At 46.1% G+C, this 25,785-nt stretch carries 27 protein-coding genes, 3 pseudogenes and 2 riboswitches; of the genes and pseudogenes, 23 read left to right on the forward strand and 7 right to left on the reverse strand.

From position 1 onward, the window contains the following. Positions 1 to 11: 11 nt before the first annotated feature. On the forward strand, positions 12 to 251 hold the full coding sequence (locus tag FNL97_RS07615) for a hypothetical protein (RefSeq protein WP_240345749.1): 240 nt from the start codon (positions 12 to 14) through the stop codon (positions 249 to 251). A 37-nt stretch (positions 252 to 288) separates the two neighbouring features. Here FNL97_RS07615 and pdxR read toward each other — a convergent pair whose 3' ends face one another. Beyond that, positions 289 to 1,683, reverse strand: a complete 1,395-nt coding sequence (gene pdxR, locus FNL97_RS07620; RefSeq protein WP_143415330.1) for a MocR-like pyridoxine biosynthesis transcription factor PdxR — start codon at positions 1,681 to 1,683, stop codon at positions 289 to 291. Positions 1,684 to 1,788: 105 nt separating this feature from the next. On the opposite strand from pdxR, the gene FNL97_RS07625 reads away from it, so the two are divergent. From FNL97_RS07625 to FNL97_RS07645, 5 genes are all read left to right on the forward strand, one after another. Beyond that, a complete protein-coding gene (locus FNL97_RS07625; RefSeq protein ID WP_015864118.1) occupies positions 1,789 to 2,337 on the forward strand; it encodes a pyridoxamine 5'-phosphate oxidase family protein in 549 nt (182 codons plus the stop codon). A gap of 88 nt (positions 2,338 to 2,425) precedes the next feature. Next, on the forward strand, positions 2,426 to 2,650 hold the full coding sequence (locus FNL97_RS07630; protein WP_062677339.1) for a hypothetical protein: 225 nt from the start codon (positions 2,426 to 2,428) through the stop codon (positions 2,648 to 2,650). Continuing rightward, positions 2,622 to 3,323 (forward strand): 5-oxoprolinase subunit PxpB, encoded by a 702-nt coding sequence (gene pxpB, locus FNL97_RS07635; RefSeq protein ID WP_143415332.1) that lies wholly within the window; start codon positions 2,622 to 2,624, stop codon positions 3,321 to 3,323. Before FNL97_RS07630 ends, pxpB begins: the two co-directional genes overlap by 29 nt. Next, a complete protein-coding gene (locus FNL97_RS07640; protein WP_143415333.1) occupies positions 3,298 to 4,284 on the forward strand; it encodes a 5-oxoprolinase subunit C family protein in 987 nt (328 codons plus the stop codon). Before pxpB ends, FNL97_RS07640 begins: the two co-directional genes overlap by 26 nt. Then, on the forward strand, positions 4,274 to 5,029 hold the full coding sequence (locus tag FNL97_RS07645) for a LamB/YcsF family protein (RefSeq protein WP_143415335.1): 756 nt from the start codon (positions 4,274 to 4,276) through the stop codon (positions 5,027 to 5,029). Before FNL97_RS07640 ends, FNL97_RS07645 begins: the two co-directional genes overlap by 11 nt. Here FNL97_RS07645 and FNL97_RS07650 read toward each other — a convergent pair. Both FNL97_RS07650 and FNL97_RS07655 read right to left on the reverse strand, forming a co-directional pair. Further along, a pseudogene (locus FNL97_RS07650) lies at positions 5,019 to 5,671 on the reverse strand (LysE/ArgO family amino acid transporter). The gene FNL97_RS07645 and the pseudogene FNL97_RS07650 sit on opposite strands and share 11 nt — an antisense overlap. Positions 5,672 to 5,800: 129 nt before the next feature. Next, positions 5,801 to 6,157, reverse strand: coding sequence for a phosphotransferase (locus FNL97_RS07655; protein WP_062677343.1), 357 nt, complete (start codon positions 6,155 to 6,157; stop codon positions 5,801 to 5,803). A 137-nt stretch (positions 6,158 to 6,294) separates the two neighbouring features. Between FNL97_RS07655 and FNL97_RS07660 the strand changes: the two genes are divergently transcribed. The 9 genes and pseudogenes from FNL97_RS07660 to thiE all read left to right on the forward strand — a co-directional run bounded on the left by FNL97_RS07660 (position 6,295) and on the right by thiE (position 15,010). Further along, positions 6,295 to 7,149 (forward strand): GNAT family N-acetyltransferase, encoded by an 855-nt coding sequence (locus FNL97_RS07660; protein ID WP_143415336.1) that lies wholly within the window; start codon positions 6,295 to 6,297, stop codon positions 7,147 to 7,149. Further along, the gene (locus tag FNL97_RS07665; RefSeq protein WP_143415338.1) at positions 7,146 to 7,814 is read left to right on the forward strand and encodes an HAD-IA family hydrolase; all 669 of its coding nucleotides are present in this window, start codon (positions 7,146 to 7,148) and stop codon (positions 7,812 to 7,814) included. The genes FNL97_RS07660 and FNL97_RS07665 overlap by 4 nt, the downstream gene beginning before the upstream one ends. A gap of 151 nt (positions 7,815 to 7,965) precedes the next feature. Next, on the forward strand, positions 7,966 to 8,454 hold the full coding sequence (locus FNL97_RS07670) for an HAD hydrolase-like protein (protein ID WP_143415340.1): 489 nt from the start codon (positions 7,966 to 7,968) through the stop codon (positions 8,452 to 8,454). Positions 8,455 to 8,677: 223 nt separating this feature from the next. Next, positions 8,678 to 9,616, forward strand: a pseudogene (locus FNL97_RS07675) (AMP-binding protein); the annotation flags it as partial. A gap of 150 nt (positions 9,617 to 9,766) precedes the next feature. Then, the gene (locus FNL97_RS07680; RefSeq protein ID WP_143415342.1) at positions 9,767 to 11,434 is read left to right on the forward strand and encodes a DUF6044 family protein; all 1,668 of its coding nucleotides are present in this window, start codon (positions 9,767 to 9,769) and stop codon (positions 11,432 to 11,434) included. Positions 11,435 to 11,446: 12 nt separating this feature from the next. After that, the gene (locus tag FNL97_RS07685) at positions 11,447 to 12,478 is read left to right on the forward strand and encodes a glycosyltransferase family 2 protein (RefSeq protein ID WP_062677348.1); all 1,032 of its coding nucleotides are present in this window, start codon (positions 11,447 to 11,449) and stop codon (positions 12,476 to 12,478) included. A gap of 60 nt (positions 12,479 to 12,538) precedes the next feature. Then, positions 12,539 to 12,650: riboswitch (TPP riboswitch) on the forward strand. Positions 12,651 to 12,711: 61 nt separating this feature from the next. Then, on the forward strand, positions 12,712 to 13,521 hold the full coding sequence (thiM, locus tag FNL97_RS07690; RefSeq protein ID WP_143415343.1) for a hydroxyethylthiazole kinase: 810 nt from the start codon (positions 12,712 to 12,714) through the stop codon (positions 13,519 to 13,521). Between the two features lie 14 nt (positions 13,522 to 13,535). Continuing rightward, entirely contained in the window at positions 13,536 to 14,339 is an 804-nt protein-coding gene (gene thiD, locus FNL97_RS07695) for a bifunctional hydroxymethylpyrimidine kinase/phosphomethylpyrimidine kinase (protein WP_143415345.1), read from the forward strand. 11 nt (positions 14,340 to 14,350) lie between these two features. Beyond that, on the forward strand, positions 14,351 to 15,010 hold the full coding sequence (gene thiE, locus FNL97_RS07700; protein WP_143415347.1) for a thiamine phosphate synthase: 660 nt from the start codon (positions 14,351 to 14,353) through the stop codon (positions 15,008 to 15,010). A gap of 38 nt (positions 15,011 to 15,048) precedes the next feature. Here thiE and FNL97_RS07705 read toward each other — a convergent pair whose 3' ends face one another. Further along, complete coding sequence (locus tag FNL97_RS07705; RefSeq protein ID WP_015864105.1) at positions 15,049 to 16,044, reverse strand: acyltransferase family protein; 996 nt, start codon at positions 16,042 to 16,044, stop codon at positions 15,049 to 15,051. A 99-nt stretch (positions 16,045 to 16,143) separates the two neighbouring features. Between FNL97_RS07705 and FNL97_RS07710 the strand changes: the two genes are divergently transcribed. The 3 genes from FNL97_RS07710 (at position 16,144) to tatAY (ending at position 16,749) form a co-directional block, all read left to right on the forward strand. Beyond that, complete coding sequence (locus FNL97_RS07710) at positions 16,144 to 16,326, forward strand: hypothetical protein (RefSeq protein WP_081188854.1); 183 nt, start codon at positions 16,144 to 16,146, stop codon at positions 16,324 to 16,326. Further along, entirely contained in the window at positions 16,326 to 16,505 is a 180-nt protein-coding gene (locus FNL97_RS07715) for an H-type small acid-soluble spore protein (protein ID WP_015864103.1), read from the forward strand. The genes FNL97_RS07710 and FNL97_RS07715 overlap by 1 nt, the downstream gene beginning before the upstream one ends. A 76-nt stretch (positions 16,506 to 16,581) precedes the next feature. After that, positions 16,582 to 16,749, forward strand: a complete 168-nt coding sequence (tatAY, locus tag FNL97_RS07720) for a sec-independent protein translocase protein TatAY (protein WP_015864102.1) — start codon at positions 16,582 to 16,584, stop codon at positions 16,747 to 16,749. Positions 16,750 to 16,774: 25 nt separating this feature from the next. Here tatAY and FNL97_RS07725 read toward each other — a convergent pair whose 3' ends face one another. Together FNL97_RS07725 and FNL97_RS07730 are read right to left on the reverse strand one after the other, a co-directional pair. Further along, positions 16,775 to 18,247 carry an amino acid permease gene (locus FNL97_RS07725; RefSeq protein ID WP_143415349.1) on the reverse strand — a complete coding sequence of 491 codons (1,473 nt, stop codon included), beginning with the start codon at positions 18,245 to 18,247 and terminating at the stop codon, positions 16,775 to 16,777. Between the two features lie 157 nt (positions 18,248 to 18,404). Further along, positions 18,405 to 18,594: riboswitch (Lysine riboswitch) on the reverse strand. A gap of 232 nt (positions 18,595 to 18,826) precedes the next feature. Beyond that, complete coding sequence (locus tag FNL97_RS07730) at positions 18,827 to 20,203, reverse strand: ISLre2-like element ISGsp4 family transposase (RefSeq protein ID WP_143415351.1); 1,377 nt, start codon at positions 20,201 to 20,203, stop codon at positions 18,827 to 18,829. A gap of 410 nt (positions 20,204 to 20,613) precedes the next feature. Here FNL97_RS07730 and FNL97_RS07740 point away from each other — a divergent pair, with 410 nt between their 5' ends. The 5 genes and pseudogenes from FNL97_RS07740 to FNL97_RS07755 form a co-directional block, all read left to right on the forward strand. After that, positions 20,614 to 21,801, forward strand: a complete 1,188-nt coding sequence (locus tag FNL97_RS07740; RefSeq protein WP_047817716.1) for an IS701 family transposase — start codon at positions 20,614 to 20,616, stop codon at positions 21,799 to 21,801. 180 nt (positions 21,802 to 21,981) lie between these two features. Next, on the forward strand, positions 21,982 to 22,161 hold the full coding sequence (gene tnpA / locus FNL97_RS18355) for an IS200/IS605 family transposase (protein WP_233252989.1): 180 nt from the start codon (positions 21,982 to 21,984) through the stop codon (positions 22,159 to 22,161). Next, positions 22,136 to 22,351, forward strand: a complete 216-nt coding sequence (gene tnpA / locus FNL97_RS18710; RefSeq protein WP_205729486.1) for an IS200/IS605 family transposase — start codon at positions 22,136 to 22,138, stop codon at positions 22,349 to 22,351. Before tnpA (FNL97_RS18355) ends, tnpA (FNL97_RS18710) begins: the two co-directional genes overlap by 26 nt. A gap of 15 nt (positions 22,352 to 22,366) precedes the next feature. Beyond that, positions 22,367 to 23,830: an RNA-guided endonuclease TnpB family protein gene (locus FNL97_RS07750; RefSeq protein WP_012749498.1), complete on the forward strand. Its 1,464-nt coding sequence runs from the start codon at positions 22,367 to 22,369 to the stop codon at positions 23,828 to 23,830. Positions 23,831 to 23,985: 155 nt separating this feature from the next. Beyond that, positions 23,986 to 24,378, forward strand: a pseudogene (locus FNL97_RS07755) (YitT family protein); the annotation flags it as partial. 15 nt (positions 24,379 to 24,393) lie between these two features. Here FNL97_RS07755 and FNL97_RS07760 read toward each other — a convergent pair. Then, positions 24,394 to 25,752, reverse strand: coding sequence for a S8 family peptidase (locus FNL97_RS07760; RefSeq protein WP_143415355.1), 1,359 nt, complete (start codon positions 25,750 to 25,752; stop codon positions 24,394 to 24,396). Between the last annotated feature and the right edge of the window lie 33 nt (positions 25,753 to 25,785).

The raw sequence follows: 25,785 nt of genomic DNA on the forward strand, positions 1-25,785 counted from the left end.
GGGGGATATGATTGAAGAATTGGAAATGGTGGCTGGACATTGCAATGGTTGGAATCGGCGCTTTTTTGCTTTGGAAAAGCGTGGACCTTGGCGAAGCATACGCCAATCATTGGCTTCGCGAAAGTGGGGGACATGCAGACACGGATACTTATCATATTATCTTATCCGAAGCGATTCGTATGTATCGATGGGCGGGCGCGATTTTATTCGCTATCGGCATATGGTTTCTGCGTAAAGAAGCGATGCGCTAGAATATAGAAGCGCATCGTTTTTCTTTTTGGGAGTAGTTCAAATCTCCCATACTCGTTTTAGTTCGCGAATTCCAGCTCGGATGTCCGCCTCGCTCATTCCTCCAAAGCCGAGCAAAAGATACGGAGGCGGCGTTCCGCGGTTTCCAAACCAATATTTCGCTGCCGAATAGACGAGAATGCCCGCTTGTTCTGCTTTTTGCACAAGTTCGATGGTGTCCTTGCCTTTTATTTTTACAAGAAGATGAAGCCCCGCTTTGTCGCCGATGATCGTTGCTTGATCACCGAAGTATTCGCGAATCGCTTCGATAAGCGCCTGCCGTTTTTTTGCGTAGATGGTGCGCATGCGGCGGATATGGCGTTCAAAATGGCCTTCACGCATAAATCGGGCTAGCGCTTTTTGCACGATCGTGGCGACGGTCTGATGATAGTTGGCGCAGCGTTCATGAAACCGCTCTAGCAAATGTTGCGGCAGCACCATATAACTTGTGCGGATGGCAGGGGTGAACACTTTTGAAAACGTGCCGACATAAACGACACGGTCTTCCGTATCGAGCGCTTTTAACGCTGGGATTGGTTTGCTCCCGTAGCGGAATTCGCTATCATAATCGTCTTCGATAATAAATCCGTTTGCTTGCTGCGCCCATTTCAGCAGCTTTTGCCGCTTTCCGATCGGCAGCACCATCCCGAGCGGCAATTGATGCGAAGGAGTGACATAAACGACTTTCGCGTTGGTTGTTTGCAGCTGGTCGATATTCAGACCATCTTCTTCCAGATCGATCGGGATAATGGAAAAATGGTGGTTTTGAAACACGGTGCGAATGACATTATAACAAGGGTTTTCTAAAGCGACCGCATCGTGCCGAAAATCAAACAGCTGGCATAAGACGCCAATCAGTTGCGGCGTGCCAGAGCCAATAATGATTTGTTCGGCCGAACAGCGAATGCCGCGCGCGTGATACAAGTAGCGTTGGATTTCTTTGCGCAAGCCGATATCTCCTTGGCGGTCGCCATACCATAATAATTCGCTTCGCTCCGCATCGATCGCCGCGAGAAGACATTTTCGCCATGTTTTCATCGGAAAATGGTCAAGGTCAATATGACCGTAGCGAAAATTGTAGCGAATTGGCGTGCTTTTCGGAGCCTCCGGCAGAACATCGATTTGGGAACCCTGCGGTGCGAGAGGTTCTTCTAGTTCTTGCACCATAAATCCTACGCGAGGTTTGCTTTCGATATATCCTTCGGCAAGAAGCTGCTGGTAGGCGGTTTCGACGGTATTTTTGCTGATGCCTAGGTGTTGGGAAAGCACGCGAATCGATGGGAGCTTGCTTCCTTTTTTAAGATGGCCGTTTGTGATTTCCTCTTTTATGTACGTATACAGCTGCATGTAAAGCGGCGTACCGTTTGTTGGATCGAGAATGGGCTGCAATTCCATTATGTTTTTCCTCCTCTGACCCTTCTTTTTTATTTAATTCTGTCCCTGTTCATAAGGTCAGTTTTTTTCTATGATTCCATTATAAACTAGGAAGGGGGAAAATAGATGAGAAGGGATATGTTGGAATGCAAAGATGAACAAAAAATCAACCGGTTTTTGCAGGAAGCGTTGACCGGATTTTTAGGTTTGGCAGACGGTGGTGATCCATATGTCGTACCGCTTAATTTCGTATGGTGGAACGGCTGCATCTACGTGCATGGAGCGGAAGAAGGGAGAAAAATCGATATAATCCGTCGCAATCCGCGCGTTTGTTTTACCGTTAGTGAACATATCGGGACAATGGTGCATCCCGTTCCAGCCAAAACAAGCACTGCTTATATGAGTGTTATGTTGTTTGGCAAAGCCGAGATTGTTTCCGATTTAGACGAAGCGACGCAAGCGCTCGACCAGTTGCTTGGCAAATATGTGCCGGGCTATTTTGACCGACCGCTTTCCGAGAAGCATGTATCATCTTACCGCTCATCGGCAGGAAGCGCGACTGTTGTCATCAAAATCGTTCCTGACCTTATTACTGCGAAAGAAAAACCGTTAGAGAAAGAGCGAAAGTTTTATAAAGGACGAACTGTGCGGGATGATATCGGCAGGGTTTTTTGATCAAAAATAGATAGAAAATTTCGTTTATTGTTATTATAATGAATATACGTTTCATTTAAAACAAGGGGAAGCATGATAAATAAAATAGTTGCCTTCAGCGGGATATGATCGAACAAGAACGAAGGCGGCAATATACGGTCAGCTAGTCGGCCGCAATGGCGGTGCCGATTTTCAATGTAGTGGCGGGATTCAGTACGCTGGTTCGGGAGCATCGGTTTTCACCGGAAGCGGCCGAAAAGCGAAACCAGACCGCCCAGCATTGTTTTTTCAAGGAAGGGATGGCAATGGATTATACGATGTTTCCATTAAGTGAATATGCGGTGACGATCCGTTTTTCCACGAAAGTAGACGAAGCAGTGAATGACTATGTTCATCGTGTCGCTGCTTTTTTGGAACAACAGAACAAAGACGGGATTTTTGATATTGTCCCAACGTTTTCCTCTGTGACGGTGTATTACGATCCGCTTGTCGTTGGAAGCTACGAGGAAATGTGCGAGTGGCTGCGAACCGAGCTCGAGCGGGTTGAACAGGTGGAAGCCCCGCTATCGCGAACGGTTGTCATTCCCGTTTGTTACGGTGGAGAGTTTGGTCCGGATTTAGAAGAGGTCGCCCGCTTTCACGGGATGACGGAAGACGAGGTCATTGCCATTCATGCGCAAGGGCGCTATCGTGTTTATATGATTGGTTTCGCTCCAGGTTTTGCCTATTTGGGAGGACTGTCGCCTAAAATCGCGACTCCGCGCCGCTCTACCCCAAGAACGCTTGTGCCAGCCGGTTCGGTCGGCATCGCCGGCAGCCAGACAGGGATTTATCCGCTGGCGACTCCAGGAGGATGGCAAATTATCGGAAGAACGCCGCTTGCTTTGTTCCGGCCGCATGATCCGGAGCCGAGTTTGCTTCGTGCAGGAGATATCGTACAATTTCGTCCAATTACCGAAGAACAGTATAGGATGTGGGAGAATGAGCACGATTCAAGTAATACATAGCGGATTTTTCACAACCGTGCAGGACGGAGGACGTTTCGGATATCAAAAAGCCGGTGTATCCGTTGGAGGAGTGATGGATTCGTTTGCGAGCCGGATTGCGAATTTGCTTGTCGAAAATGACGCAAATGAGGCGACATTAGAAATTACGATGAACGGCCCGACGCTTCGCTTTGAAACGGATGCGCTCGTTGTGATTTGCGGCGGCGTGTTTCGCTGTGCATTAAACGGCAAACCAATATCGATGTGGAAGCCGCTTGTCATCCGATGTGGTGATGTGTTATCGATCGGGGCGTGCCAAGGCGGCTATCGTGCATATATCGCGTTTGCGGGCGGGCTTAACATTCCGCTTGTGATGAACAGCCGTTCTACCCATGTACAAGCGCACATCGGCGGTTTTCATGGAAGAGCGCTGCAGCCGGAGGATGTATTGTCCCTGCGATCCAAGACGCTAACGATTCCAAAAAATCCCATTCGTTGGGGGATTGCGTTTTCTGCGAGAAATTACATAAAAGGGAAAAGAAAAATGATACGTGTCGTGAAAGGCCCGGAATATAACATGTTTACCGAGCAAAGCCAAAAACGTTTTTTTTCTTCCGCGTATGAAGTGACGACGCAATCGGACCGCATGGGCTACCGCCTGCAAGGGCAAGCTCTTGAGCGCAAGACGAATCAAGAAATGATTTCGGAAGCGGTCACGTTTGGAACGGTGCAAGTGCCTGCTTCCGGCCAGCCGATTGTATTGATGGCCGATTGCCAGCCGACAGGAGGGTATCCGCGCATCGCTCAAGTAATTAGCGTGGACCTTCCGATTTTAGCGCAGGCGCGCCCAGGCGATCATATTCAATTTCAAAAAGTATCGTGGCAAGAAGCACAACGGTTATATATCGAACGAGAGCAAGAAATAAAAAAATGGAAAATGATCATTCGTCAAAAATGGAGGGAAATCGGCTATGCGCGTTGATTTGAATTGCGATTTTGGCGAAAGCTTTGGAATATATCGCCTCGGCGAAGAAAAAGAGATTTTGCAGTATGTCACATCGGTCAATGTCGCTTGCGGCTTTCATGCCGGGGACCCGATCGTGATGCGAAAAACGGTGCAGATGGCATTAGAGCAAAAAGTCGCGATCGGCGCGCATCCAGGGTTTCCGGATTTGCTTGGATTTGGCCGGCGCAACATCGCGGTAACTCCAGAAGAAGTGTATGCGTATGTTGTTTATCAAATTGGGGCGCTCGCTGCGTTTGTGAAAGCGGAAGGAGGGACGATGACGCACGTCAAGCCGCACGGCGCGCTTTATAACATGGCGGCGAAAGACGCGACGCTGGCGGAGGCGATCGCCAAAGCGGTGTATGATGTCGATCCAGCCTTAATTCTGTACGGACTTGCTGGAAGCGAGCTAATTCGCGCAGGAAAGAAAATCGGCTTGCGGACGGCAAGTGAGGTATTTGCCGATCGAACGTACCAACAAGATGGTTCATTGACACCAAGAAGCGACCCGCGCGCATTGATTGTTGATGAACAGGAAGCGGTTCTTCAGGTGCTTGCCATGGTGAAAGAAAAACGCGTCCGCTCTTTACAAGGCATCGATGTTCCGATTGAAGCGGAGACGATTTGCATTCACGGGGACGGCAAGAAAGCGGTGCTGTTTGCGAAGCGGTTATATGAGGCGCTACAGAAGGAAGGCGTGGATGTTTGTTCTATAAAATGACATTTTTTAGCGTAAATCTTTTATGAATTACATTGTTCAATAATTCCACAGCGAGATACACCGCCACCGCCCATATAATGAGAGCGGAAAGTTGATTGATGCGTTTCATCAGCGTTCCTTTTTGATCAATCTGGCCAATCGTTTTTCCGGCAATGGCAAGAAAGAAAAACCACAGCCAGGAAACAGAAATGCAGGCACCGGTAAAAGTAACTTTTTCGGCCCCGTCATAATTCAATGAATTGGTGCCAATCATATCCCGATGGTGTCCAATATCGCGTGAGGATTTAGCAATGAAACAGAAAGGGCAAACAGTATTTGTTTTTTCGGCGGCATCGACCCTTGATCGTTCGCAGAAGACGGCTGGCTCTTCCAAACCGTCCATCCCATATATAATAGAAAAAAGAAACCAACGGCAAATAGGATCGTTTGCAGCCAGGGCACCGTAAACACAACCACCGACACGCCGAGCACCGCCAATAAAATGAGCGCCGTATCACACAGCGCCGCGGTAAGCACTGCGGGAAGCGCCCGCAAAAAGCGGGGCTGCGCCGCTCCTTGCTGAAAGACAAATACATTTTGCGCACCGAGCGAAAGAATCAGGCCAAGCGCTAGGATAAAGCCGTGAATGAAAGCAGTAAGCACGTTCCATTTTCCTTATCTATGTATGATATTCTCTAGAAAAACTCGTACAATCCGTTTGCGAAATACTCATATTCTTCTTTTGTGATCGGTTTTTTCCCATATCCTTCAAAAAACACGATGACGTCCGATTCATGTTGAAACGCGTTTTGCTTCGTTCGTTTCTTTCTCTAATGCTTGTTGGAGCGTTTCTCCCTCGATATATTCCAGTAGCGCCCACGCCTCTTTTTTATGCTTTGTTTCATGAAACCGGTATAAGGTCGGGATCGGCAGCGCTGTAGAGGACAGACAAGTTAATGCTTTTGCATCTTTTTCGAGCGATGCGCAGAAACGTTCGTCTTTCGCTCGTTTGACGACATACGTCCCGTTAGCTGTTTCGATTATTCCTACATCCGATGTATATCCTTGCTTTGGAAAATGGATAGCATATATCGTTCCCACATCATTTTGAATATGTTCAGGAATTTCTTGAATGGCAATTGGTTTCATTGTTTTCCTCACCAGTTTACTTCGTTTAAAAATACACATTTGTCATAAAAAAACAGTAAATCCTTTTATTTCTATGCTATAATACTATAACAATAGTTTTGAAAATTCAAATAGATACATAGAGGGAGGGGAAAGCGATGCTTGAATTGCGGCGATATAGCGATTTTTCTCTGTTCAAACGGGATGTCTTGCCGTTTCTTGAGCAACATGAAGGAGAAAACAATTTGCCGCTAGGCGTAATCATGAATATGAATCCGGAACAGAAGCCGGTGTATATGGGAACAGTGAATAAAGATGGAAAGCTGGCGCTTGTCCTGTTGCAAACGCATCCGCGCCAGCTTATTTTGTCAAAATCGTTGCCATTTGCGACCGAAGAAATAGAGGAAATCGCGAAAAAGCTGTACGAAAGCTATCCGAATATACCGGGGATAATCGGCGAAAAATGGCTGACGACGGCACTCGCGGAAAAGATCGCCAAGCTTCAGCACCGCCGTGTCCATATTCAGATGAAACAGCGGATTTATGCACTGAAAAAAGTGAAAAGGCCTGCCTCCAAACGCGGCGTGCTGCGTCCGGCGCAAATGAGCGATATGGAAATGCTGTGCCAATGGTTTATCCGGTTTTGTGAGGATGTTAAACTCCCGACATCCGCAGAGGAAGCGGCGCAGGCGGTGCAAGGAGCGATCGCCAATCAGCAACTATACGTATGGATGATCGATGAGGAGCCGGTTTCGATGGCGCGCTGGGCCCGTCCAACGAAAACGAATGTAACGATCGGCTGGGTATATACGCCGCCGGAAAAACGAAAACACGGATATGCGTCCGATTGTGTGGCGGCACTGACGCAGCAGCTATTAGATTCGGGATATAAAACCGCTTCCCTTTATACCGATTTAGACAACCCTACTTCGAATAAAATTTATATGGAAATCGGCTATGAGCCGGTGATGGATTCGATGTTGTTGCTGTTTCAAAAGGAGGAAACCCAATGAGCAAAATCCCGTTTGCCGTCATTTTCGATATGGATGGCACGCTGTTTCAAACGGAAACTGTCCTTGTTCCTGCCCTGCATAAGACATTTGATCGGCTGCGCCGCGAAGGGCTGTGGCAAGGTGACACCCCAGTCAAGGAATATTTGCGGATTCTTGGCGTCCCAGTTTCAGAAGTATGGCGCCAATTGATGCCGGAAGCGAGTGAAGCGGTGCGCGACCGAGCAGCCGCATGGTTTTTGGATGATATCATTGATGAAATCGAGCATGGAAACGGGCGGTTATACCCAGACGTGCTCACAACGCTTTCGGCCCTTGCCGATCAAGGAATTCCGCTTTTTGTCGCAAGCAACGGGCGTTCCCGCTATCTCGCCGCGATTCGGACCGCCTTTTTGCTCGAGCGCTATTTTATCGATTTTTACAGCCTCGATCGGTTTTCTCTGATGTCGAAGTCTGCGTTAGTCAAACAGCTGTTGAATGATTACGGGATTGAAAAAGCGGTGATGGTCGGAGACCGGCGTTCCGATATTCAAGCGGCGAAGGATAATGGGATTTGGTCGATTGGATGCCGGTTTGGATTTGCCGCGGGGGAAGAGTTGGCAGAAGCGGATGTAGTGATCGAGCAGTTTCGCGAATTGGCCGCGCTCGATTGGCCACCGCTTGTTTGACAGCGTGTAATTTCCATTATTTGCGTTTTAGTGCGGCCGTCTTGTAATATAAAAAAGTGTGCCATTCGCGCTACCGATCAGGTTGCCGCACGCTTGCGGCCGGAAAACAAACATATGAAGCGGCCGCAGCGATCAAGAAAGGGAAAGCAGCATGAACAACAGAAACATAAAAGCGCTTGTCTTTGATTTAGACGGTACATTGTATGAAGAAACCCATCATTTTGAATATTACGCCGCACAGGTCGCCAAGCGGCTGCACAAAGAAGATCAACACCGTTTTTGGGAAGATTACCGCACGGTTCTTTCCGGCCGCCATCCGCTTCGCATCGGCAGCGTGTACGACACGGAGAAGGATCTTATTTTGTTTTTGCAAAACGGCATCGTTAGCGAAGCGTACCGCTGGAACGGCGAAAAGCTGGGTGCTGCCGAAGTAAAAACGATCTACCTCGGGCAGGTGAAAATCGATCTTGACCGCTTATTTAGCATCGGCGACAATTTGGAAAATGATATCCTCCCGGCACGCCGGCTTGGCTGCCGCACCATTTTTATCGATGCGTACAGATTGGCTAAGCACGGTGACGCCGATGTCATCGTCGCTTCAATGTCGGAATGCGTCCCTGTCCTGCGCCGCTTCCTATAATGCCGGCATTGCGATGTCCTTTTATTTTGGCGCCTTGGTTAGAATAGCTTTTACGGGGAGCGGGCGGCGGGGAATTTATTTCAAATAATATTCAGAAAATTATCGAAATTATCAGTGGAGCGTAGTATGATAAAAGAAAACATATACATACTAACTGGTTGGTTAATAGATAATGTATAACAAGTAGTAATAGGAAGAATAACAGAAGCGTATTTTTTTGTAAACGCTTTCTAAATTTGTTGTTGAGGGAGGAGGCATGCATCTTCCAATTTTTGCGGGAGCGGCGATGGTGCTGTTGACCCGTTGGAATCGCGATAGTGCCGCGCGTTTGATTGAAATGCATCGCTGTACACATTGGGTCAATATTAGCACGATGCTTATTGACTTTTTGGCCAATCCGTCATTGTCAAAATATGATATTTCTTCTCTTGCTAGCATCGCTGGCGGGGGCGCGCCGCTTCCAGAAGCGGTCGGAGAAAAATTGTTTAAGCTGACAGGAGTGCAATACATGGAAGGATATGGGCTTTCCGAAACGATTTCGCATACCCATTTCAACCCGCCGGATCGTCCGAAATTGCAATGCTTGGGCATTCCATCGTTTGACGTCGACGCCCGCATCATTGACCTGGAGACCAGAAAAGAGCTTGGCGTCGGGGAAATCGGGGAAATCGTCGTGCACGGCCCACAAGTGTTTAAGGGATATTATCGCCGTGAAAAAGAAACGGAAGAAGCGTTTATTGAAATCGATGGAAAACGGTTTTTCCGCACCGGCGATATCGGCCGCATGGATGAGGAAGGATATTTCTTCATTGTCGACCGCGTCAAGCGGATGATCAACGCGTCCGGCTATAAGGTATGGCCGACCGAAGTTGAATCGTTGCTCTATAAGCATCCGGCCGTGCAACAAGCGTGCGTCATTGGTGTTCCTGATCCGCGCCGCGGCGAGACCGTGAAAGCATTTATTGTGCTTCAAGATGAGTACGTAGGCAAAATCACAGAAGAAGAAATTATGGAATGGGCGAAAACTCAAATGGCCGCCTATAAATATCCGCGCATCGTCGAATTCCGTTCGTCGCTGCCGATGACATCAAGCGGAAAATTATTGTGGCGGAAATTGCAAGAAGAAGAGTATCAAAAATTAGAAAAAGGGGCAAAAACATGAAAGTGTGTGCATAATCAGCAACACATGGCCGCTTCCAAAAAGCAAAAGCTGCTTTTTGGAGCGGCCTTTTTTCTATGATAGAAAAGATGCATATTTTTCCTTTTTCGTTAGAAAATAAAGGAAGACATTTTAAAAATGGAGGGGGATGAGGTGACGACAATAGAAAAGCAACTCCTGTTTTTTTCATTCCTTGCAATCGCCCTGTTTGTATCGCCATATTTTCTGCTTGGCGAAGATGCGCATATGCGTGTGCATGATAATTTAGATTCCAATATTGCATGGTATAAAGTCGTCACAAAAAGCGGAGAGTTATTTGGTTCGGTTCATGCGGTCATCCCGCAAATTATTAACGGGTTGCCTCGAAATGCGTTCGGTACGGAATTTAGCGGAATCGTTTGGCTTCACGCGCTATTTCCATCCATTTACGCATATGGACTTAGTCAGGCGATTACTCGCGTGTTTGCGTTTATCGGCATGTACTTGCTGTTAAGGAAATATGTCGTTCCAGATGAAAAATGGGTATGGATTCGCATTGGAGCGTCGCTTGCTTTTGCGCTGACACCGTTTTGGCCATCAGGGATGCTTAGCACGCTTGGAATGCCGCTTGCGCTGTGGGCGCTTCTGAACATCCGCGCTGGCGAGCGTTCATGGGTAAACTATCTTGTGCTTACGCTATTGCCGTTTTATTCGAGTCTCGTGCTCGGTTTCTTCTTTTTCCTTAGTGCGATGGGAATATGGTGGCTTGTCGATGTCATTCGCGGGAAAGGATGGAATTGGCGCTTTTTCTTTGCCATTGTGTACATGACTGCCATTTATTTGGCGGTGGATTACCGCCTTGTTCATTCGCTGTTATTTTCTGATGAACCGACAAGCCGTGATGAATATTTTCATGCCCGCTTGCCGCTTTGGCGTGTCATACGTCTAATTTTTAAAAACTATATTCTCGGCCATACACATGTGATGACGGTACACGGACTGATTATTTTGCCGGTGACGTTAGTGGCGTTGTATATCGTTTGGAAGAAAAAGTTATGGAAGCGGGAAAAGCTATTTGTATTTTTACACGTATTGAATTTTGCGCTGTCGACGTGGTACGCGTTTTGGTTTTATAAAGGCTGGGTCCCGTTAACAGAACGTTTTGATCTTCTGGATAAATTTAATTTTGCCCGCTATCACTTTTTGCGGCCGATGGTCATTTACGTGCTGTTTGCCATTTCCCTTAAAATTTTATGGCAGCAAGGCCATTCATGGAAAAAGGCATGTTTTGCAGCGCTTGCCGCTCAGTTAGTCGTTCTCACTGCTTTTAACGAGGAAATTGCGCATCGCAATAAGCCGTCGTTTCGCGAGTTTTATGCGGAAAAGCAATTCAAAGAAATAAAAGAGCACATCGGACTGCCGGTTCACAAATATCGTGTCGCCAGCATCGGCATTCATCCGGCGATTGCGCAATATAACGGATTTTACACGCTCGATACGTACAACAATTTTTATCCGCTCTCTTATAAACATCAGTTCCGCCAAATCATTGCCAACGAACTCGCAAAAAACAAAAAGCTGCGCGAGTACTTCGATGAATGGGGCGGACGCTGCTATATTTTTGTCGATGAGCTGGGCAAACATTATATGTTTAAAAAGAATTCCAAGCGAACGATTAAACATTTAGAGCTCAATACCGATGTGTTTTATCAAATGGGCGGCCGTTATATTTTCTCGGCATTGCCGATTGAAAACGCAAAACAAAATCAGCTGACGCTTGAAAAAGTGTTTCATTCCAAAGAATCGGCATGGACGATTTATTTGTACAAGGTGATACCGTAAGGAGGGGTTAACATGAACGAACCAATGCTTACGATTGTTGTGCCGTGTTATAACGAAGAGGAAGTATTGCCGGAAACGATTCGCCAGCTCCGCAATCTTCGGGAGGAGCTGATTGCCGAGCGCCTTGTTTCTCCTGAAAGCACGTTATTATTTGTCGATGACGGAAGCGGCGATGTGACATGGGACATTATTTATAAAGCAAGCTTGCGTTATCCGGAAGTAAAAGGAGTGAAACTTGCGCGCAATGCGGGGCATCAAAACGCGCTGTTAGCGGGGCTGTTTGCTGCGAAAACGCGTTCTGATTGCATCGTTTCGATCGATGCGGATTTGCAAGATGATATTTCCGTCATTCGCGATTTTGTCCAAAAGTTTCATGAAGGATATGAAATTGTGTATGGGGTGCGCAATAAGCGCGATACGGATACGTTTTTTAAACGCCATACTGCTCAATGGTTTTATAAACTGATGAGAGCAATGGGAGTCGATCTCGTTTATAACCATGCCGATTATCGGTTAATGAGCCGGCGGGCGGTAGAGGAACTCGAACGGTTCGAGGAAGTGAATTTGTTTTTGCGCGGAATTGTGCCGCTGCTAGGGTTTCGCTCCACAACCATCTATTATGATCGGAAAGAGCGGTTTGCAGGAAAAACGAAGTATCCGCTCAAAAAAATGATCGCGTTTGCCCTTGATGGGATCACTTCGTTTAGTATTACGCCGATTCGCATTATTTCGCTCATTGGGTTTGTTTCCTTTTTCGTCAGCTTATTGTTTGGAGTATATTTTCTTCTTTTAAAATTTACCGGCCATACGCAAACAGGCTGGACATCGCTCATTACATCCATTTGGTTTCTCGGCGGCTTGCAGCTTATTGCGTTTGGGTTGATCGGAGAATATATTGGGAAAATTTATAAAGAAACAAAACGGCGCCCCCGATACATTGTCGATCTTGATTTATTTAATTTGCCGATGCCGCAGCCGTGGCACCAATCTCCTTCACTAAGTGAAGGATCAACGATGCCGGAAATTTCAAAACACCGTTCATAATGTGATATTTTTACTTGCAATATGTGAAAAGAAGGAGTAGACTCTTTTGTGAAAAACTATATATTGTTTTGCGGGAGCTTGCGGAAGCAGGCTGAGAGTACGGCTAATTCCGCCGTTGACCGTTCGAACCTGTTTGGGTAATGCCAGCGCAGGGAAAGTGACTGTGGGATCCGTATACACTTTGCTTGCGCGCAAAGTGTTTTTTTATTTCGCAAAAAGGGAGAGGATGGGAAATGAACAACCAGGAAGCGATAAACGCATTGCAAATGGTTAGACAAGCCAATCCGCTTGTACATAACATTACGAATGTTGTTGTAACGAATTTTACGGCAAACGGACTGCTTGCGTTAGGTGCTTCACCGGTCATGGCGTATGCGAAAGAGGAAGTTGCGGATATGGCAAAAATTGCGGGGGCGCTTGTCTTAAATATCGGAACATTAAATCCAACAGAAGTGGAAGCGATGATCATTGCCGGAAAAGCGGCAAACGAAGCTGGCGTTCCTGTTATTTTCGATCCGGTTGGCGCCGGGGCGACGCCGTATCGCACGGAGACGGCGCGAAACATTGCGAGCGCGGTCCAACTGTCTGTCATTCGCGGCAATGCGGCGGAAATCGCGAATACTATCGGCGAATCGTGGACCATTAAAGGCGTTGATGCGGGAGAAGGCAGCGGGGATGTCGTATCGCTTGCGAAAAAAGCGGCTGAGCAGCTGAAAACAGTAGTCGCCATTACAGGAAAAGAGGATGTTGTAACAGATGGAAATACGACGTATATCATTCGTAACGGACACCCGTTGTTAACGAAAGTGACCGGAACTGGCTGCTTATTGACATCTGTTATTGGCGCATTTGCGGCTGTAGAGCGGGATGTGCTAAAAGCGGCGGCGGCGGCGCTTGTCATCTATGGAGTTGCCGCGGAAATCGCTGCGAAAAATGCAGGAGACGAAGGACCGGGCAGCTTTCAAATCGCCTTTTTGGACGCGCTTTTCCGCGTAGGAGCGGATGAGATCAGCCGATACGGCCGCATTGAACAAGGAGAATGAAGGGAGAGGAAATAATGGTATATAAAGCGTTAACAATAGCCGGTTCTGACAGCGGCGGCGGTGCTGGGATTCAAGCGGATTTAAAGACGTTTCAAGAATTGCGTGTATTTGGGATGTCCGCATTAACAGCGGTAACGGCGCAAAATACACTCGGTGTCCAAGGAGTGTATCCATTGCCGCCGGAAGCGGTCGCACAACAAATTGAATCCGTCGGAACCGATTTAGGAGCGGATGCGGTAAAAACGGGGATGCTGTTTAGTGCAGAAATTATTGAAGTGGTTGCTTCGAAAGTAAAGCAATTTGGTTGGGACCGTCTCATCGTCGACCCGGTCATGATTGCCAAAGGCGGCGCTCCGCTATTGCAAGAAGAGGCAGTAAGCGCATTAAAAACGCATTTGCTTCCGATTTCGATGGTGGTTACTCCGAACATTCCGGAAGCGGAAGCATTAACCGGCCAGACGATTCGAACGATTGAGGACCGTAAGGAGGCGGCGAAACGTCTGCATGAACTAGGAGTGAAATACGTTGTGATCAAAGGCGGACATGACGATGATGGAGAAGAAACGGTCGATGTATTATATGACGGAAGTGAATTTTTCTATTTCACAAGCAAGCGAATCGATACAAAACATACGCATGGAACAGGATGCACGTTTGCCGCGGCGATAACGGCAGAACTCGCAAAAGGAAAAACAGTGCAAGAAGCAGTGCAGACAGCGAAATCGTTTATTCAAGCCGCCATTAGTCATGAATTAGGCATCGGCCACGGTCACGGCCCGACCAATCATTGGGCGTACCGGGAGAAACAAGCGCGGTAGGTGAGTGGAAAGTGGCCCGAATTGCAAGCGAAGCAATGAGAGAACGATTGAAAGTATATTTTATTATGGGAAGTACAAATTGTAAAAAACAGCCATTAGAAGTATTAACAGAAGCGATTGATGGCGGAATTACGCTGTTTCAATTTCGCGAAAAAGGGAGCGGTGCGCTTGTCGGTGAACAAAAATACGAGTTCGCCAGACAGCTGCAAAATATTTGCAAAAAGCGCGGCATACCGTTTATCGTCAATGACGATGTCGAACTAGCGTTAGCTCTTGATGCCGATGGGGTGCATATCGGACAGGATGATGAAGATGCGCGCATCGTCCGCGAAAAAATCGGCGATAAAATTCTTGGAGTGTCGGCACATAATTTGAAAGAAGCGCAAGCGGCGATCGCTGCTGGCGCCGATTATATCGGAGTTGGACCAATTTATCCAACGAAATCGAAAGAGGATGCGAAGAAAGCGCAAGGCCCTGAGATTATTCGCTTTCTTCGTGGTCAAGGAGTCGATATTCCGCTTGTGGCCATTGGAGGCATTACCGCGGAAAATGCCGGTGAAGTGATGAACGCCGGAGCGGACGGTGTTTCCGTCATTAGCGCGATTGCTTCGGCTGCATCTCCATTTATGGCAACGAAGCAGCTCGTTCAAGCGGTGTTCAACAACAAATAAAGGTGCCACGAATGTCGGGGCACCTTCTTTTTTGCCATTTAAGAAACAGCCTGTTTCTTTTTTGGGAATCGCCATTCCAAAAGTGGGCGCATAATGCGTACAATCGGTTTGCTTCCAAGAACAAGCACAACGATGACGGACAATCCTAGTAATAGCGGGTAACCGTGAATGCTCATAATAAAATCTGGAAGTTTTGTTTCATGCAAGTATTTTAAAATAAACCCGTGCAAAATATAAATATAAAATGTTCTTGCGCCTAACACCGAGAAAGAAAAACGATGGTTTGGAATAAGCGAGAGAAAACTGACCATCATCAGAGTGCTTGCGCCATAAATAACCAGGCGCACGAAAACTCCTTTTTCCTCTGGTACGCCGAGCGTATCGTATGATTTGGAACCGTATAGCCATTCTTGCGGCAAATCAGGAAATCCGAAATGAATCATGATAAACATCCCGACTAGTGCAAATAGTGAAAATAAACGTACGCGCCATGTAAATAATCGTTCAATATTCTTTTTTTGAAGGAAAAATCCTAATAAAAAGAATGGGAAAAACGTAAACGTACGCGATATACTTAGCCATTTCTCTGCTTCGATCATGCCCGCTCCTACTCCTAAGAGAAGGGCAAGCAATAGTGAAACGTGTTTTGGGATTTTGGCAAAGATCCATAATAACAAATTCCAACTAAATAAGCTAATTAAAAACCATAGACTCCATTGGGGAGTGAGCAAATCGAATTCAATGGAATCTTTTTGATATAAAAAGTAATAGTAAACCGAATACAACAGTTGAAAAATAAGGTAGGGAAGCAATAATTTTTTTGTTATCTTTTTTAAATATCCTTGTTCATGAAATTTTTTAGCAAAATAACCTGAGATAAAAATAAACGCCGGCATGTGGAAAAAGAAAATCCAAATATATAAGCTATGCACCCATAGTACACTATCGATATACGGGCGGAGAAAATGACCGAACACGACGAGAAGCATCAGTGCGCATTTTGCATTGTCAAAGTAATAATCGCGTTCGCTCATTGTATCTTCCTCCCTTCTTATCTATACCAATTCGAATGATACTTCTTCTCTTTTGAGGGGTCAATAGTATATCAATTTTTGGAAAGGTGTGATAATTTGATGGTAGAACGCGAAACGACCGATATGACCCAGTTATTAGAAATAATCAACGCGAAAGGGGACGAAGGAGAACTTGAACAAATTGTGCACCTTGTATGTAATGACGAATTGTTTTGGAAAAGTCTACATTCATTAGCGGAAGATAGCGCCAAAGCGGACGAAGAAGGGAAGGAAAATTGGTAATGGAAGTCATACGTGCAAAGCAAATCGCAAAATCGGGAAAAATCGTGCCAGTCACATACGAAGGGCAGCAGGTAATGATTCAACACGTGGATGAAGAACGGGAAATGGCGCGTATTTATAAAAAAAATCGCCCAGAGGAAGAAATGGAAGTACCCGTTCGTCTTCTGCAAGAACAATAATCGTATTCGAATGGCGCTTGCGGTTTAGGTATGGTATAATAATAAAAGAATTGAATAAGCATATGGAGTGAATCGTATGAACATCGGGTTTGGAGAAATTGCCCTTATCGTTTTTTTCGCGCTATTAATTTTTGGCCCAAAAAAATTGCCGGAATTAGGACAAGCGGCTGGAAAAACGTTGCGTGAATTTAAAAATGCGACAAAAGGAATTATCGATGATGAAGAGCAAAAAGTACAAAAATAAGGACTTGGTAATACATACCAAGTCCTTATTTTTGTTCCAAATCGCATTCATGCAACGGAACGATTTTTGTTTTTTTCACAAACTTATACCCGAGCCAGACGATAATAAAGAGCGGCAGGCCAATATACGAAACAAGAACCCCATACCAGTCGATCGTTCCGCCAATAAAAGCCGGATAGTTTTGTCCTAAAATAACAATCGCGCAAACAATAAATGCAAAAATAGGACCGAACGGGAACCATTTCGCTTTATACGGTAAATCATCTAGACTTTTTCCTTGAGCAATGTACGCTTTACGGAATCGATAATGGCTGATCGCGATACCGATCCATGCAATAAACCCTGACATTCCGGAAGCGTTCAATAACCATGTATAAACAACACCGTCGCCAAAGAAAGAAGCTAAAAAGGCAAGCGTTCCTATTAATGAAGTGACAATAAGCGCATTCACTGGAACTCCGCGTTTATCCAGTTTCGCTAAAAATTTTGGCGCTTTCCCTTCACGGGCTAAATCCCAAAGCATGCGGGTAGACGCGTACATGCCGGAGTTGCCTGCCGATAAGACAGCAGTTAAAATGACGGCGTTCATTACCGAAGCGGCAAAGGCAATTCCAGCTTTATCGAATACGAGTGTAAACGGGCTAACTGTAACATCGCCGTTGGCAAGTCTTTCGTCTGTATAAGGAATTAACAAGCCGATTGCCAAAATAGCTAATACATAGAATAACAAAATGCGCCAAAACACCCGGCGAATGGCGCGGGGAATGCTGTGTTCCGGATCTTCTGTTTCTCCAGCAGCGACCCCTAACAATTCCGTTCCCTGAAAGGAAAATCCCGCCGCCATAAAGATTCCTAACATGGCCATAAAGCCGCCGTGAAACGGGGCATCTCCAATGGTAAAGTTTTTAAAGCCAATCGCTTCACCGCCCATGATTCCGAAAATCATCAGGAAGCTGACAATTAAAAACACGATGACAGTTGCCACTTTAATGAGGGAAAACCAATATTCCGCTTCTCCGAACCCTTTCACCGATAAGTAATTTAAAAGAAACATAATGCTTAAGCAAAGCGCGCTCCATAAAATCGATGGGCTATGTGGAAACCAAAATTTCATAATCATCGTGACCGCAGATAGTTCCGCGGCGATCGTAATCGCCCAGTTGTACCAATAATTCCATCCTAATGCAAACCCTAATGCAGGATCAACGAATTTCGTTGCATATGTGCTAAAAGATCCAGAAACAGGCATGTATGCCGCCATTTCCGCAAGGCTTGTCATTAAAAAGTACACCATAATGCCAATGGCTATATATGCCGCAAGTGCTCCACCGGGTCCTGCCGTATGCACTGCTCCGCCGCTTGCCAAAAATAAACCTGTACCGATTGTTCCTCCGAGGGAAATCATCGTTAAATGGCGTGTTTTTAGTTTTCGCCGCAATCCGCTCTCAGAAAGGGAAGCTGAAGAAGGAGCAACCATTGTTTTTGTTGCTGTTTTCATTAATGAACCACTCCCTTATTATTTACAAATATTATGATAAAAATCTGAAAATTATTAATTTTTATTAATAGGATGTTCTGTGACATCCATATAATAAAAAAAGCCGTCGAAGGAGATTCGACGGCAGTGTTGAGATAACTGCATACATCAACTCTCCCATGAAGATAGCGCTCCATACCCGCAAATTCATGCGGGTATGACAGTGTTGCCCCTATTCGGTGACAACCCCAGCCTGAGCACCCAGAGAAATGCCCAGACTTCGGCAGCTTTTCCTTTCCGGTAAAGTCGTTGACGTGCTCTGCGTCTCGTTTACCGTACTCATAAAAGCTGCGACCTCTACTTCAATGGTTGAATGAGCGGCATATTCAATTATATTAATATACCTTTATTCTAATCTATTGTTGTAATTATAGCAATAGAAAATTAGAAATAGAGTCAGTCAAGACTTTGTGGGAACTTTTTTGATTCGCTGAAAACAGATGTAAGTCATAGGTCAGCGAACCATTTTTTTGAATTTCATCCGTAAGCGCTTTCGGACTCTCATCCCTTGCCATGACAGACCGATATGTATACCTTTTTTTACCATCCCTTGAGTTCAGACAGGGCATGATAGATCGGTGTCCCGGACGATTGCTGTAAATATGGCACGTTATTCCGCGTTACCTCCGGAAGAAGACGGCGGACGCGTTGTTTCGCCTTGTTCACGATCGTCTGTTTGGTGGATGCCGTCGACGCCGTTTCCTCCGCCGGCTGCGACGATTCTTCTCCTAAACGACGTCCGAAAAGACGAATCCCATCCATCCGGGCAATCATTGCCTTGAAAAACGCCCTGAGTCCCTTGTCTGTCCAACTGCGGCGGTATTTCACCCGATACGCCAACTGGCTCATCACGCTTTCAGCCCTCCCCATCGGATACATGCCCGTTGTGTCCACTCCTTGCTCCTTCAGCCATTCCCGGTAATCACGGATGCATCCCGGCATCGATTCGATCCGGTGGATCAAGGCAGCCAGCTGTTGTTCTTTCGCTTCGTCCCCCAGCGTGCCGAGGGCGCTGTTCCGTTCCACAAGCAACCCCTCTTCATCCTGCTTCGCCAGCTTTTGCCGAATCGCCTGCCACCGTGGATGGCCCGAGAGGCATTGGCGCAACTCACGCGCCACGTGGAATCGATCCAATTGGAAGCAGACCCGTCCCTTGAAATACTCCCGGCACGCGGTAATCCATGGAGCGCCGTCCCCGTTGATGACAAGAAGATCCCGACACGGATCATAGGCATATTCGTTCATCAAAAATTCCTCGAAGCCTTCCCACACCTCCCTCTTGCCCTCATGGACGTAATGGCGCTGATTGACAAATTCGATCCGTGAGCCGTTGCGCTTCCACCCTTCGTGAACGGTCAGGATTTTGTCTTCCTTGGCCCGTTTTCCCTTCCCTTGGCGAGAGACAAACAGTCCATCGGCCTCCACAAACAGCACCCGTCCATATCGCTGGTCAACCGGGCAGTGCAGCGGAACTTCGGCCTCGAGCACCAACTGGCGGATCGCCTCATGGCTCATCACCGGATACCCGACCATCTGAGCAAGCGTACGAGCCGCTTTGCGATAGGAAGAGCACTCCACCGCCAATCCCACCGCCGTTTCTTCTAGACAAGGGCTGATTGACTGCGATCCATCAAACGCTAAAAAGGAATCAAGCAAAAACGTGTAACGGTTTTGTTCCCGGTCTAAATAGTAGTTTCGCTCAAAGGTGACTTCGCCAAACAGGGTTTGAATCGTGGTGCGTCGTTTGTCTTTCAAGTGGTACCGGCGCTTGTCCCGGGTTTCCGCCAATTGTCGGTCGATGTCCTCCAACAGAGCCGTAAACAGCTCAGCGAAGGCGTTTTGCAGGGCTCGAAACAAATCAAGTTCGATCTCTTTCCATGTCAACGAATTTGTGGTAAGATGTTGTTGAATATTCATGGGACTCTCTCCTCCTGTTTGATGGTGTGGCAATGATCATCTTACCAGGGAGAGAGTCCTTTTTTCATGTTTCCTGCTTGGGATCCTACCGCGCTTCGCTTGGTGGCCCCGATGAGGGGGATTGCGAACCTACGTTCCCAACCCCCTCATCGGGGAATTCTAAGAATTTCTCCCACAAACATTTTACTCACACTTAGAAATAAGAGACAAGTCTTTGAAATTGTTACAAGAATAACTGCTACGAAAGCCCGTGACTTTAGTCATCGGGATGAAGTGGCTGAATAATAAAATTCTGTAGATGAGCAAATTCACTGACATAAATTGACAACTAAACAAAAAAGGAGACATGAACCCGATTCCTTGGTTAGAATAGATGTACCACCAACTATCCACAAGGAGGTTCATGTCTCATGAATAGATTAGCACATCACCAAGGAATCCACAAGTTTTTCTTCACGCTGGGGTTGACGCTGCAGCTTTCCAAACCGGTCATCAAGCATCTCATTCATATTGTCGATGCCTTGACCACCAAGGGATTCTCGGGAACATTGACTGATATTCATTACTGGAGCTTTCATCCGAATCATCGAACGACGCTCAGTCACTTTTTCACGAAAAGCCCTTGGAACGAGGAAAGGCTGCTTGGGAAGCTTCAAGAGTGGATCCTTTCCCAGGTCGAACGACTGGCCAAACGGAAGAATCAACCCCTTTTTGTTTCGATTGATGATACGATTTGCCAAAAAACAAAGCCTTCGTCACGGGCTGTGCACGCCATTCAAGGGTGCGACTGGCACTACTCGCATAAAGATCATCAATCGGTCTGGGGGCATTCGCTCGTTTGGCTGATGGTGCACACCTTCACGCAGGCGTTCCCATTTGCGTTCCGCCTGTATGACAAGAAAGCGGGAAAAAGCAAGATCGACCTGGCGATCGAGATGCTTTCCTCGCTCAAGGTGAAGCGGGCTCAGCCGGTGTATGTGCTCATGGATTCGTGGTATCCGTCTAAGAAGCTCATCGAAGCCTGTCTGAAACAGGGATTCCATGTCATCGCGATGCTCAAGACGAACCGGATTCTCTACCCGAAAGGCATCGCCATCCAAGCCAAGCAGTTTGCCCGCTATATCGAGTCCAAAGACACCCGCCTCGTCACGGTGGGGCAGGAGCGTTATCGCGTGTATCGCTATGAGGGGGCCATCCATGGCCTCGATGACGCGGTGGTGCTGCTGGCTTGGAAGGCGGATCAGCCGATGGCGCCGGAACATCTTCATTGCATCTTGAGCACCGACCGGGAACTCGGGGACGAAGACATCTTGCGTTACTATGCTCAGCGTTGGACGATCGAGTGCTTTTTCCGGCAGGCGAAAGATCAACTGAAGCTGGATGGATACCGCGTTCGCCACATTCGGGCGGTGAAACGGTATTGGGCGGTGGTGCTGCTCTCCTGCGTGTACAGCATCGCCGAATCCCGCCAAAACCTCTCCACCGGGCTGGAGCTTCTTCGGTCGCGGAAAGACCACAGCGTCGTCGAGTTCATTTATGACGCTGCAAAGCAAGATATTCCCATTGATGTGATCAAAAAACAGCTCCGTATCGCGTAAGGGGTACCCTGTTTGTCTCTCTAACCATGGAAATTATTGTAATGAAAAATGCTCATCTACAGTAAAATTATTAGAATATTCTTTATTATTATAATTGTAACCTATCTAATGTTTGGTTATCATGATATTAGATAGGGGTGATTTATTAAATCTCTATGATCAATATTACATAAAGAAGGAATGGTTTATCTTCATCCATATCATGTGATTTTCTACCCAAAATACAGACGAAAAGTGTTAGTCGGTGAGATGGAAAAAGATTTAAGAAAAATTTTTTATCAAGTGGTGAAAGAAAAGGATGTTGAAATCCAATCGTTAGAAATCATGCCTGACCATGTTCATTGGTTTATTTCCTTATGATCCAAGAATTCATATTCATGCGTTAATCCAGAAATTGAAAGGTCGAAGCAGTCGTATTTTTCGTGAAAAATATCCGCCCTTGAAAAGTCGACTGCCTTCCCTTTGGACTCGCGGCTATTTTTGCTGTACAGTTGGATGTGTTTCAGAAGAAACCGTTAGGAAATACATTGAAAATCAAAAACATGTGTAAAGGAGGTGGGTTGCATTGGCGGGAGCGAAAACACCAAGCTATGTATTGACGTTGCGGCTCCAGACAGAATCATGGCAAAAACATATCCTCGAAAAGCGGTTTGAAATCGGCCGCTGTTTGTATAACGCCTGTTTAGAGGAATGTTTGAAGCGGTACAAAAAACTCCAACATGATTCCCGCTATCAAGACCTTGCTCAACAGAAGCCCTCCAAAGAAAAAAATCGCCAACTTTCCGACCTGCGAACCGAGTACGGACTCTCCGAATATGCGATGCATGCTTTCGTTCAGCCAATGCAGCGCCACTTCCGCAAACACATGGACGCGCATACGGCGCAAAAAATCGCCACCAGAGCGTGGAAAGCGGTAGAAAGGTTCTTGTTTGGCGCTGCCAAACGGGTGTATTTTAAACGGTTCGGCGAAATGGGTTCGTTAGAGGGAAAATCGAATTCCGCAGGGATTCGCTTCAAAAGCCATGCCATCCATTGGAATGGGCTGATGATCCCTGTCATCATCCAACCAAATGATGTGTATGCCCATCTCGCCTTGCAAGACCGAATCAAGTATTGCCGCATTGTACGTAAACGGATTCGGGGGAAAGTAAAGTATTATGCCCAACTCATTTTGGAAGGGGTTCCGCCGCAAAAAATCAATCGGCAAACCGGCAAAGCCAAGCATCCCCGTGGTGAAGGAGTGGTCGGCATTGACATTGGCACGCAAACGATCGCCATTTGCGCTCCGAACGAAGTAAAATTGTTGGAACTCGCTCCAAGTGTGGATGACATCCATCCGGAAAAAAGGCGGCTGCAGCGAAAACTAGACCGGCAGCGGAGAGCAAATAATCCAAATAAGTACAACGAAGATGGAACCATCCAGCGAGGAAACAAAGAAAAGTGGGTGTGGAGCAAAAATTATATCAAAACAAAAAATCAATTAGCGGAACTGCAAAGGAAGTTAGCGGAAAAACGCAAGCAAGATCATAATAAGCTGGCAAATTGGATATTATCGTTAGGCAATGATATTAAAGTGGAAACAATGAATTATAAAGCATTGCAAGCAAGAGCGAAAGAAACAACGATGAATGAGAAAACAGGAAGGTATAATAGAAAGAAACGATTTGGTAAAAGTATAGCGAATAAAGCTCCAAGCATGTTTTTAGCCATATTAGACAGAAAATTACGGTATGACGGAAAAACGCTCAAAAAAATAGATACATTCTCTGCGAAAGCCAGCCAATATAATCATATCACGGGTGAATATGTAAAAAAGAGGTTATCCGAACGATGGAACGATATGAATGGCTGTAAAATTCAACGAGATTTATATAGTGCGTTCCTCATCATGAATGCGAAAGATCACTTAAAAGAAATCGATAGAGAAAAATGTTTTGCGACATGGGAAAGATTTAAGCGACTGCATGATAAAGAAGTAGAACGTTTAAAAAATAGTGGTAATAAATTATTAAGCAGTATGGGAATTTAAATGATGAAAAGCGTCTTGAACCGGGCGCACAGGGCGCTAAGCACCATTGAGGTGTTTGCCCATGAAAGTCTTGTGGAATGAGAGTGAGTGTCTATACGAAGGTATAGACGAAGCTCTTTAGTACACAAGAACCTGCCGACTTTAGTCGTGCAGAGGTTCAGTATCGCCCGTTTTTTTATAATAGCCTTCATGGTTTACTGTTTTCCTCATTGATGATTGATATATTTTCCATGCTGCGCGGCATCATTATCCTTGATCCCATGATCAGTTCCGTCATTGGCGGGGGGTTGGTCGGCATCGGAATCGGCATCATGCTGCGCGAAGAGACGAGCACAGGAGGCACGGATTTATTAGCACAATTTATTGCGAAAATGACAAATTGGAATGTCGGGATTATTATTTTTATAATGGATGCGCTTATTATTACGGTTGGGAGTTTTGTCATTGACTCCACTTCGTTTCTTTACTCGCTTATTGTAGTAACAGTTGTAGGCATCGTGACAACAATGTTAACACAGACAAGGGGATGGAGACACCATGTTATGTAATCTCCCCCCGTATCGCTAACGCCAATGGTTTGCCAGCTCTAGCGCTCGATATACATTGATTAAACCATATCCATAATACGGATCTTTGCCGTTTTCGCCAAGATCGGTAGCTGTCTTGATAATGATTTGTTTTACATCATCGTTTGTAAGATGTGGATTTAATGAACGAATGAGGCCAGCTAATGCAGTTACGTGCGGTGCAGCCATGGATGTTCCAGAAAGCGCCGCGTATCGATGCTGTGAAAAAGTGCTGGCAATATTTGTTCCTGGCGCTACCACATCTAAATAAGTTCCGTAATTAGAATAGTGAGCGAAAGAAAGATCAGGATTAACAGCGCCAACGCTAATAACTTCAGGGTATGCAGCTGGAAAGCTAGGCTGTGCCGTGCTATCATTTCCAGAAGCGGCAATGAGTACGACATCGCGATCATATGCATAACGGATGGCCTCTTCTAATACAGTGGACGGCTGATAATTCCCAAGACTTAAGTTGATGACTTTTGCACCGTGGTCAACTGCCCAGTGAATGGCTTTTGCCACGTCAAAACTTGTGCCGTATCCTTCGGAATTTAATGCTTTTATCGGCATAATGGGGTTAAACCAAGTTATTCCAGCAACACCTTCGCGGTTGTTTGGCTGTGAGGCGATAATGCCGGCTACATGCGTACCGTGACCATTATCATCTTCCGGAACGTTATTATCCGCGAGAACGTTATATCCTTTTTGCAGGCGATGAACGAGATCGGGATGATCTAAATCAACGCCGCTATCAATAATGGCAATGGTGACGCTTTTCTTTCCTCGAGACAATCGCCAGCCTGCCTCAGTGTCGATTGCTGGCAAATTCCATTGATAACGTGAATATAATAAATCATTTGGAATTTCGTTTTGTAAATAAATATAGTTTGGTTCACTGTAGGAAACAGTCGGGATGGATTCAAAATAATCATGTAATTCATGATATGTTTTGCTGTTAGAACGAAAGATAAAAAAGCGGCCAAACTGATTGATCAATTTCCCATCGATTGCTCGTTCTATTCGTTTGACCTCTTGTGCTGCAGGAAGTTTTCGAAACCGAACCGTAATTTCATGGTTAAAATAATGGCTTTTGTCGCGGCCGTTATGATCGATTTTTATTATTTTCGGGTGGCTGTTTAACTTGTTTTTGATTTTTTCGCCCATTGCTAGACTATTCAATGTAACGACAGTCGGATGGGAACGGGGCGTTGTTGCCACATAAGGGGCTGGTTTCGGTCTTAACTGATTCGTTTCTTCATGGTGGACTGTCGGACGATATGTCGTTGCAATTGCTGCAATCATAATAAAAAGAATAGCAACTCCAGCAGTGATAGCGAAAAGAGTTTGTTTATTCATCAATGTGTCACCTCACTAGTTATAGGGTGAGCC

This window comes from Geobacillus sp. E263 (assembly GCF_007197795.1).
Lineage (GTDB): Bacteria > Bacillota > Bacilli > Bacillales > Anoxybacillaceae > Parageobacillus_B > Parageobacillus_B toebii.

Coding starts and splice junctions, on each gene's coding strand:
- pdxR (WP_143415330.1), bottom strand. CDS start 1,683: ATGGAATTGCAGCCCATTCTCGATCCAACAAACGGTACGCCGCTTTAC.
- FNL97_RS07625 (WP_015864118.1), top strand. CDS start 1,789: ATGAGAAGGGATATGTTGGAATGCAAAGATGAACAAAAAATCAACCGG.
- pxpB (WP_143415332.1), top strand. CDS start 2,622: ATGGATTATACGATGTTTCCATTAAGTGAATATGCGGTGACGATCCGT.
- FNL97_RS07640 (WP_143415333.1), top strand. CDS start 3,298: ATGAGCACGATTCAAGTAATACATAGCGGATTTTTCACAACCGTGCAG.
- FNL97_RS07645 (WP_143415335.1), top strand. CDS start 4,274: ATGCGCGTTGATTTGAATTGCGATTTTGGCGAAAGCTTTGGAATATAT.
- FNL97_RS07655 (WP_062677343.1), bottom strand. CDS start 6,157: ATGAAACCAATTGCCATTCAAGAAATTCCTGAACATATTCAAAATGAT.
- FNL97_RS07660 (WP_143415336.1), top strand. CDS start 6,295: ATGCTTGAATTGCGGCGATATAGCGATTTTTCTCTGTTCAAACGGGAT.
- FNL97_RS07665 (WP_143415338.1), top strand. CDS start 7,146: ATGAGCAAAATCCCGTTTGCCGTCATTTTCGATATGGATGGCACGCTG.
- FNL97_RS07670 (WP_143415340.1), top strand. CDS start 7,966: ATGAACAACAGAAACATAAAAGCGCTTGTCTTTGATTTAGACGGTACA.
- FNL97_RS07685 (WP_062677348.1), top strand. CDS start 11,447: ATGAACGAACCAATGCTTACGATTGTTGTGCCGTGTTATAACGAAGAG.
- thiM (WP_143415343.1), top strand. CDS start 12,712: ATGAACAACCAGGAAGCGATAAACGCATTGCAAATGGTTAGACAAGCC.
- thiD (WP_143415345.1), top strand. CDS start 13,536: ATGGTATATAAAGCGTTAACAATAGCCGGTTCTGACAGCGGCGGCGGT.
- FNL97_RS07705 (WP_015864105.1), bottom strand. CDS start 16,044: ATGAGCGAACGCGATTATTACTTTGACAATGCAAAATGCGCACTGATG.
- FNL97_RS07710 (WP_081188854.1), top strand. CDS start 16,144: ATGGTAGAACGCGAAACGACCGATATGACCCAGTTATTAGAAATAATC.
- FNL97_RS07715 (WP_015864103.1), top strand. CDS start 16,326: ATGGAAGTCATACGTGCAAAGCAAATCGCAAAATCGGGAAAAATCGTG.
- tatAY (WP_015864102.1), top strand. CDS start 16,582: ATGAACATCGGGTTTGGAGAAATTGCCCTTATCGTTTTTTTCGCGCTA.
- FNL97_RS07725 (WP_143415349.1), bottom strand. CDS start 18,247: ATGAAAACAGCAACAAAAACAATGGTTGCTCCTTCTTCAGCTTCCCTT.
- FNL97_RS07730 (WP_143415351.1), bottom strand. CDS start 20,203: ATGAATATTCAACAACATCTTACCACAAATTCGTTGACATGGAAAGAG.
- FNL97_RS07740 (WP_047817716.1), top strand. CDS start 20,614: ATGAATAGATTAGCACATCACCAAGGAATCCACAAGTTTTTCTTCACG.
- tnpA (WP_233252989.1), top strand. CDS start 21,982: ATGGTTTATCTTCATCCATATCATGTGATTTTCTACCCAAAATACAGA.
- tnpA (WP_205729486.1), top strand. CDS start 22,136: ATGTTCATTGGTTTATTTCCTTATGATCCAAGAATTCATATTCATGCG.
- FNL97_RS07760 (WP_143415355.1), bottom strand. CDS start 25,752: ATGAATAAACAAACTCTTTTCGCTATCACTGCTGGAGTTGCTATTCTT.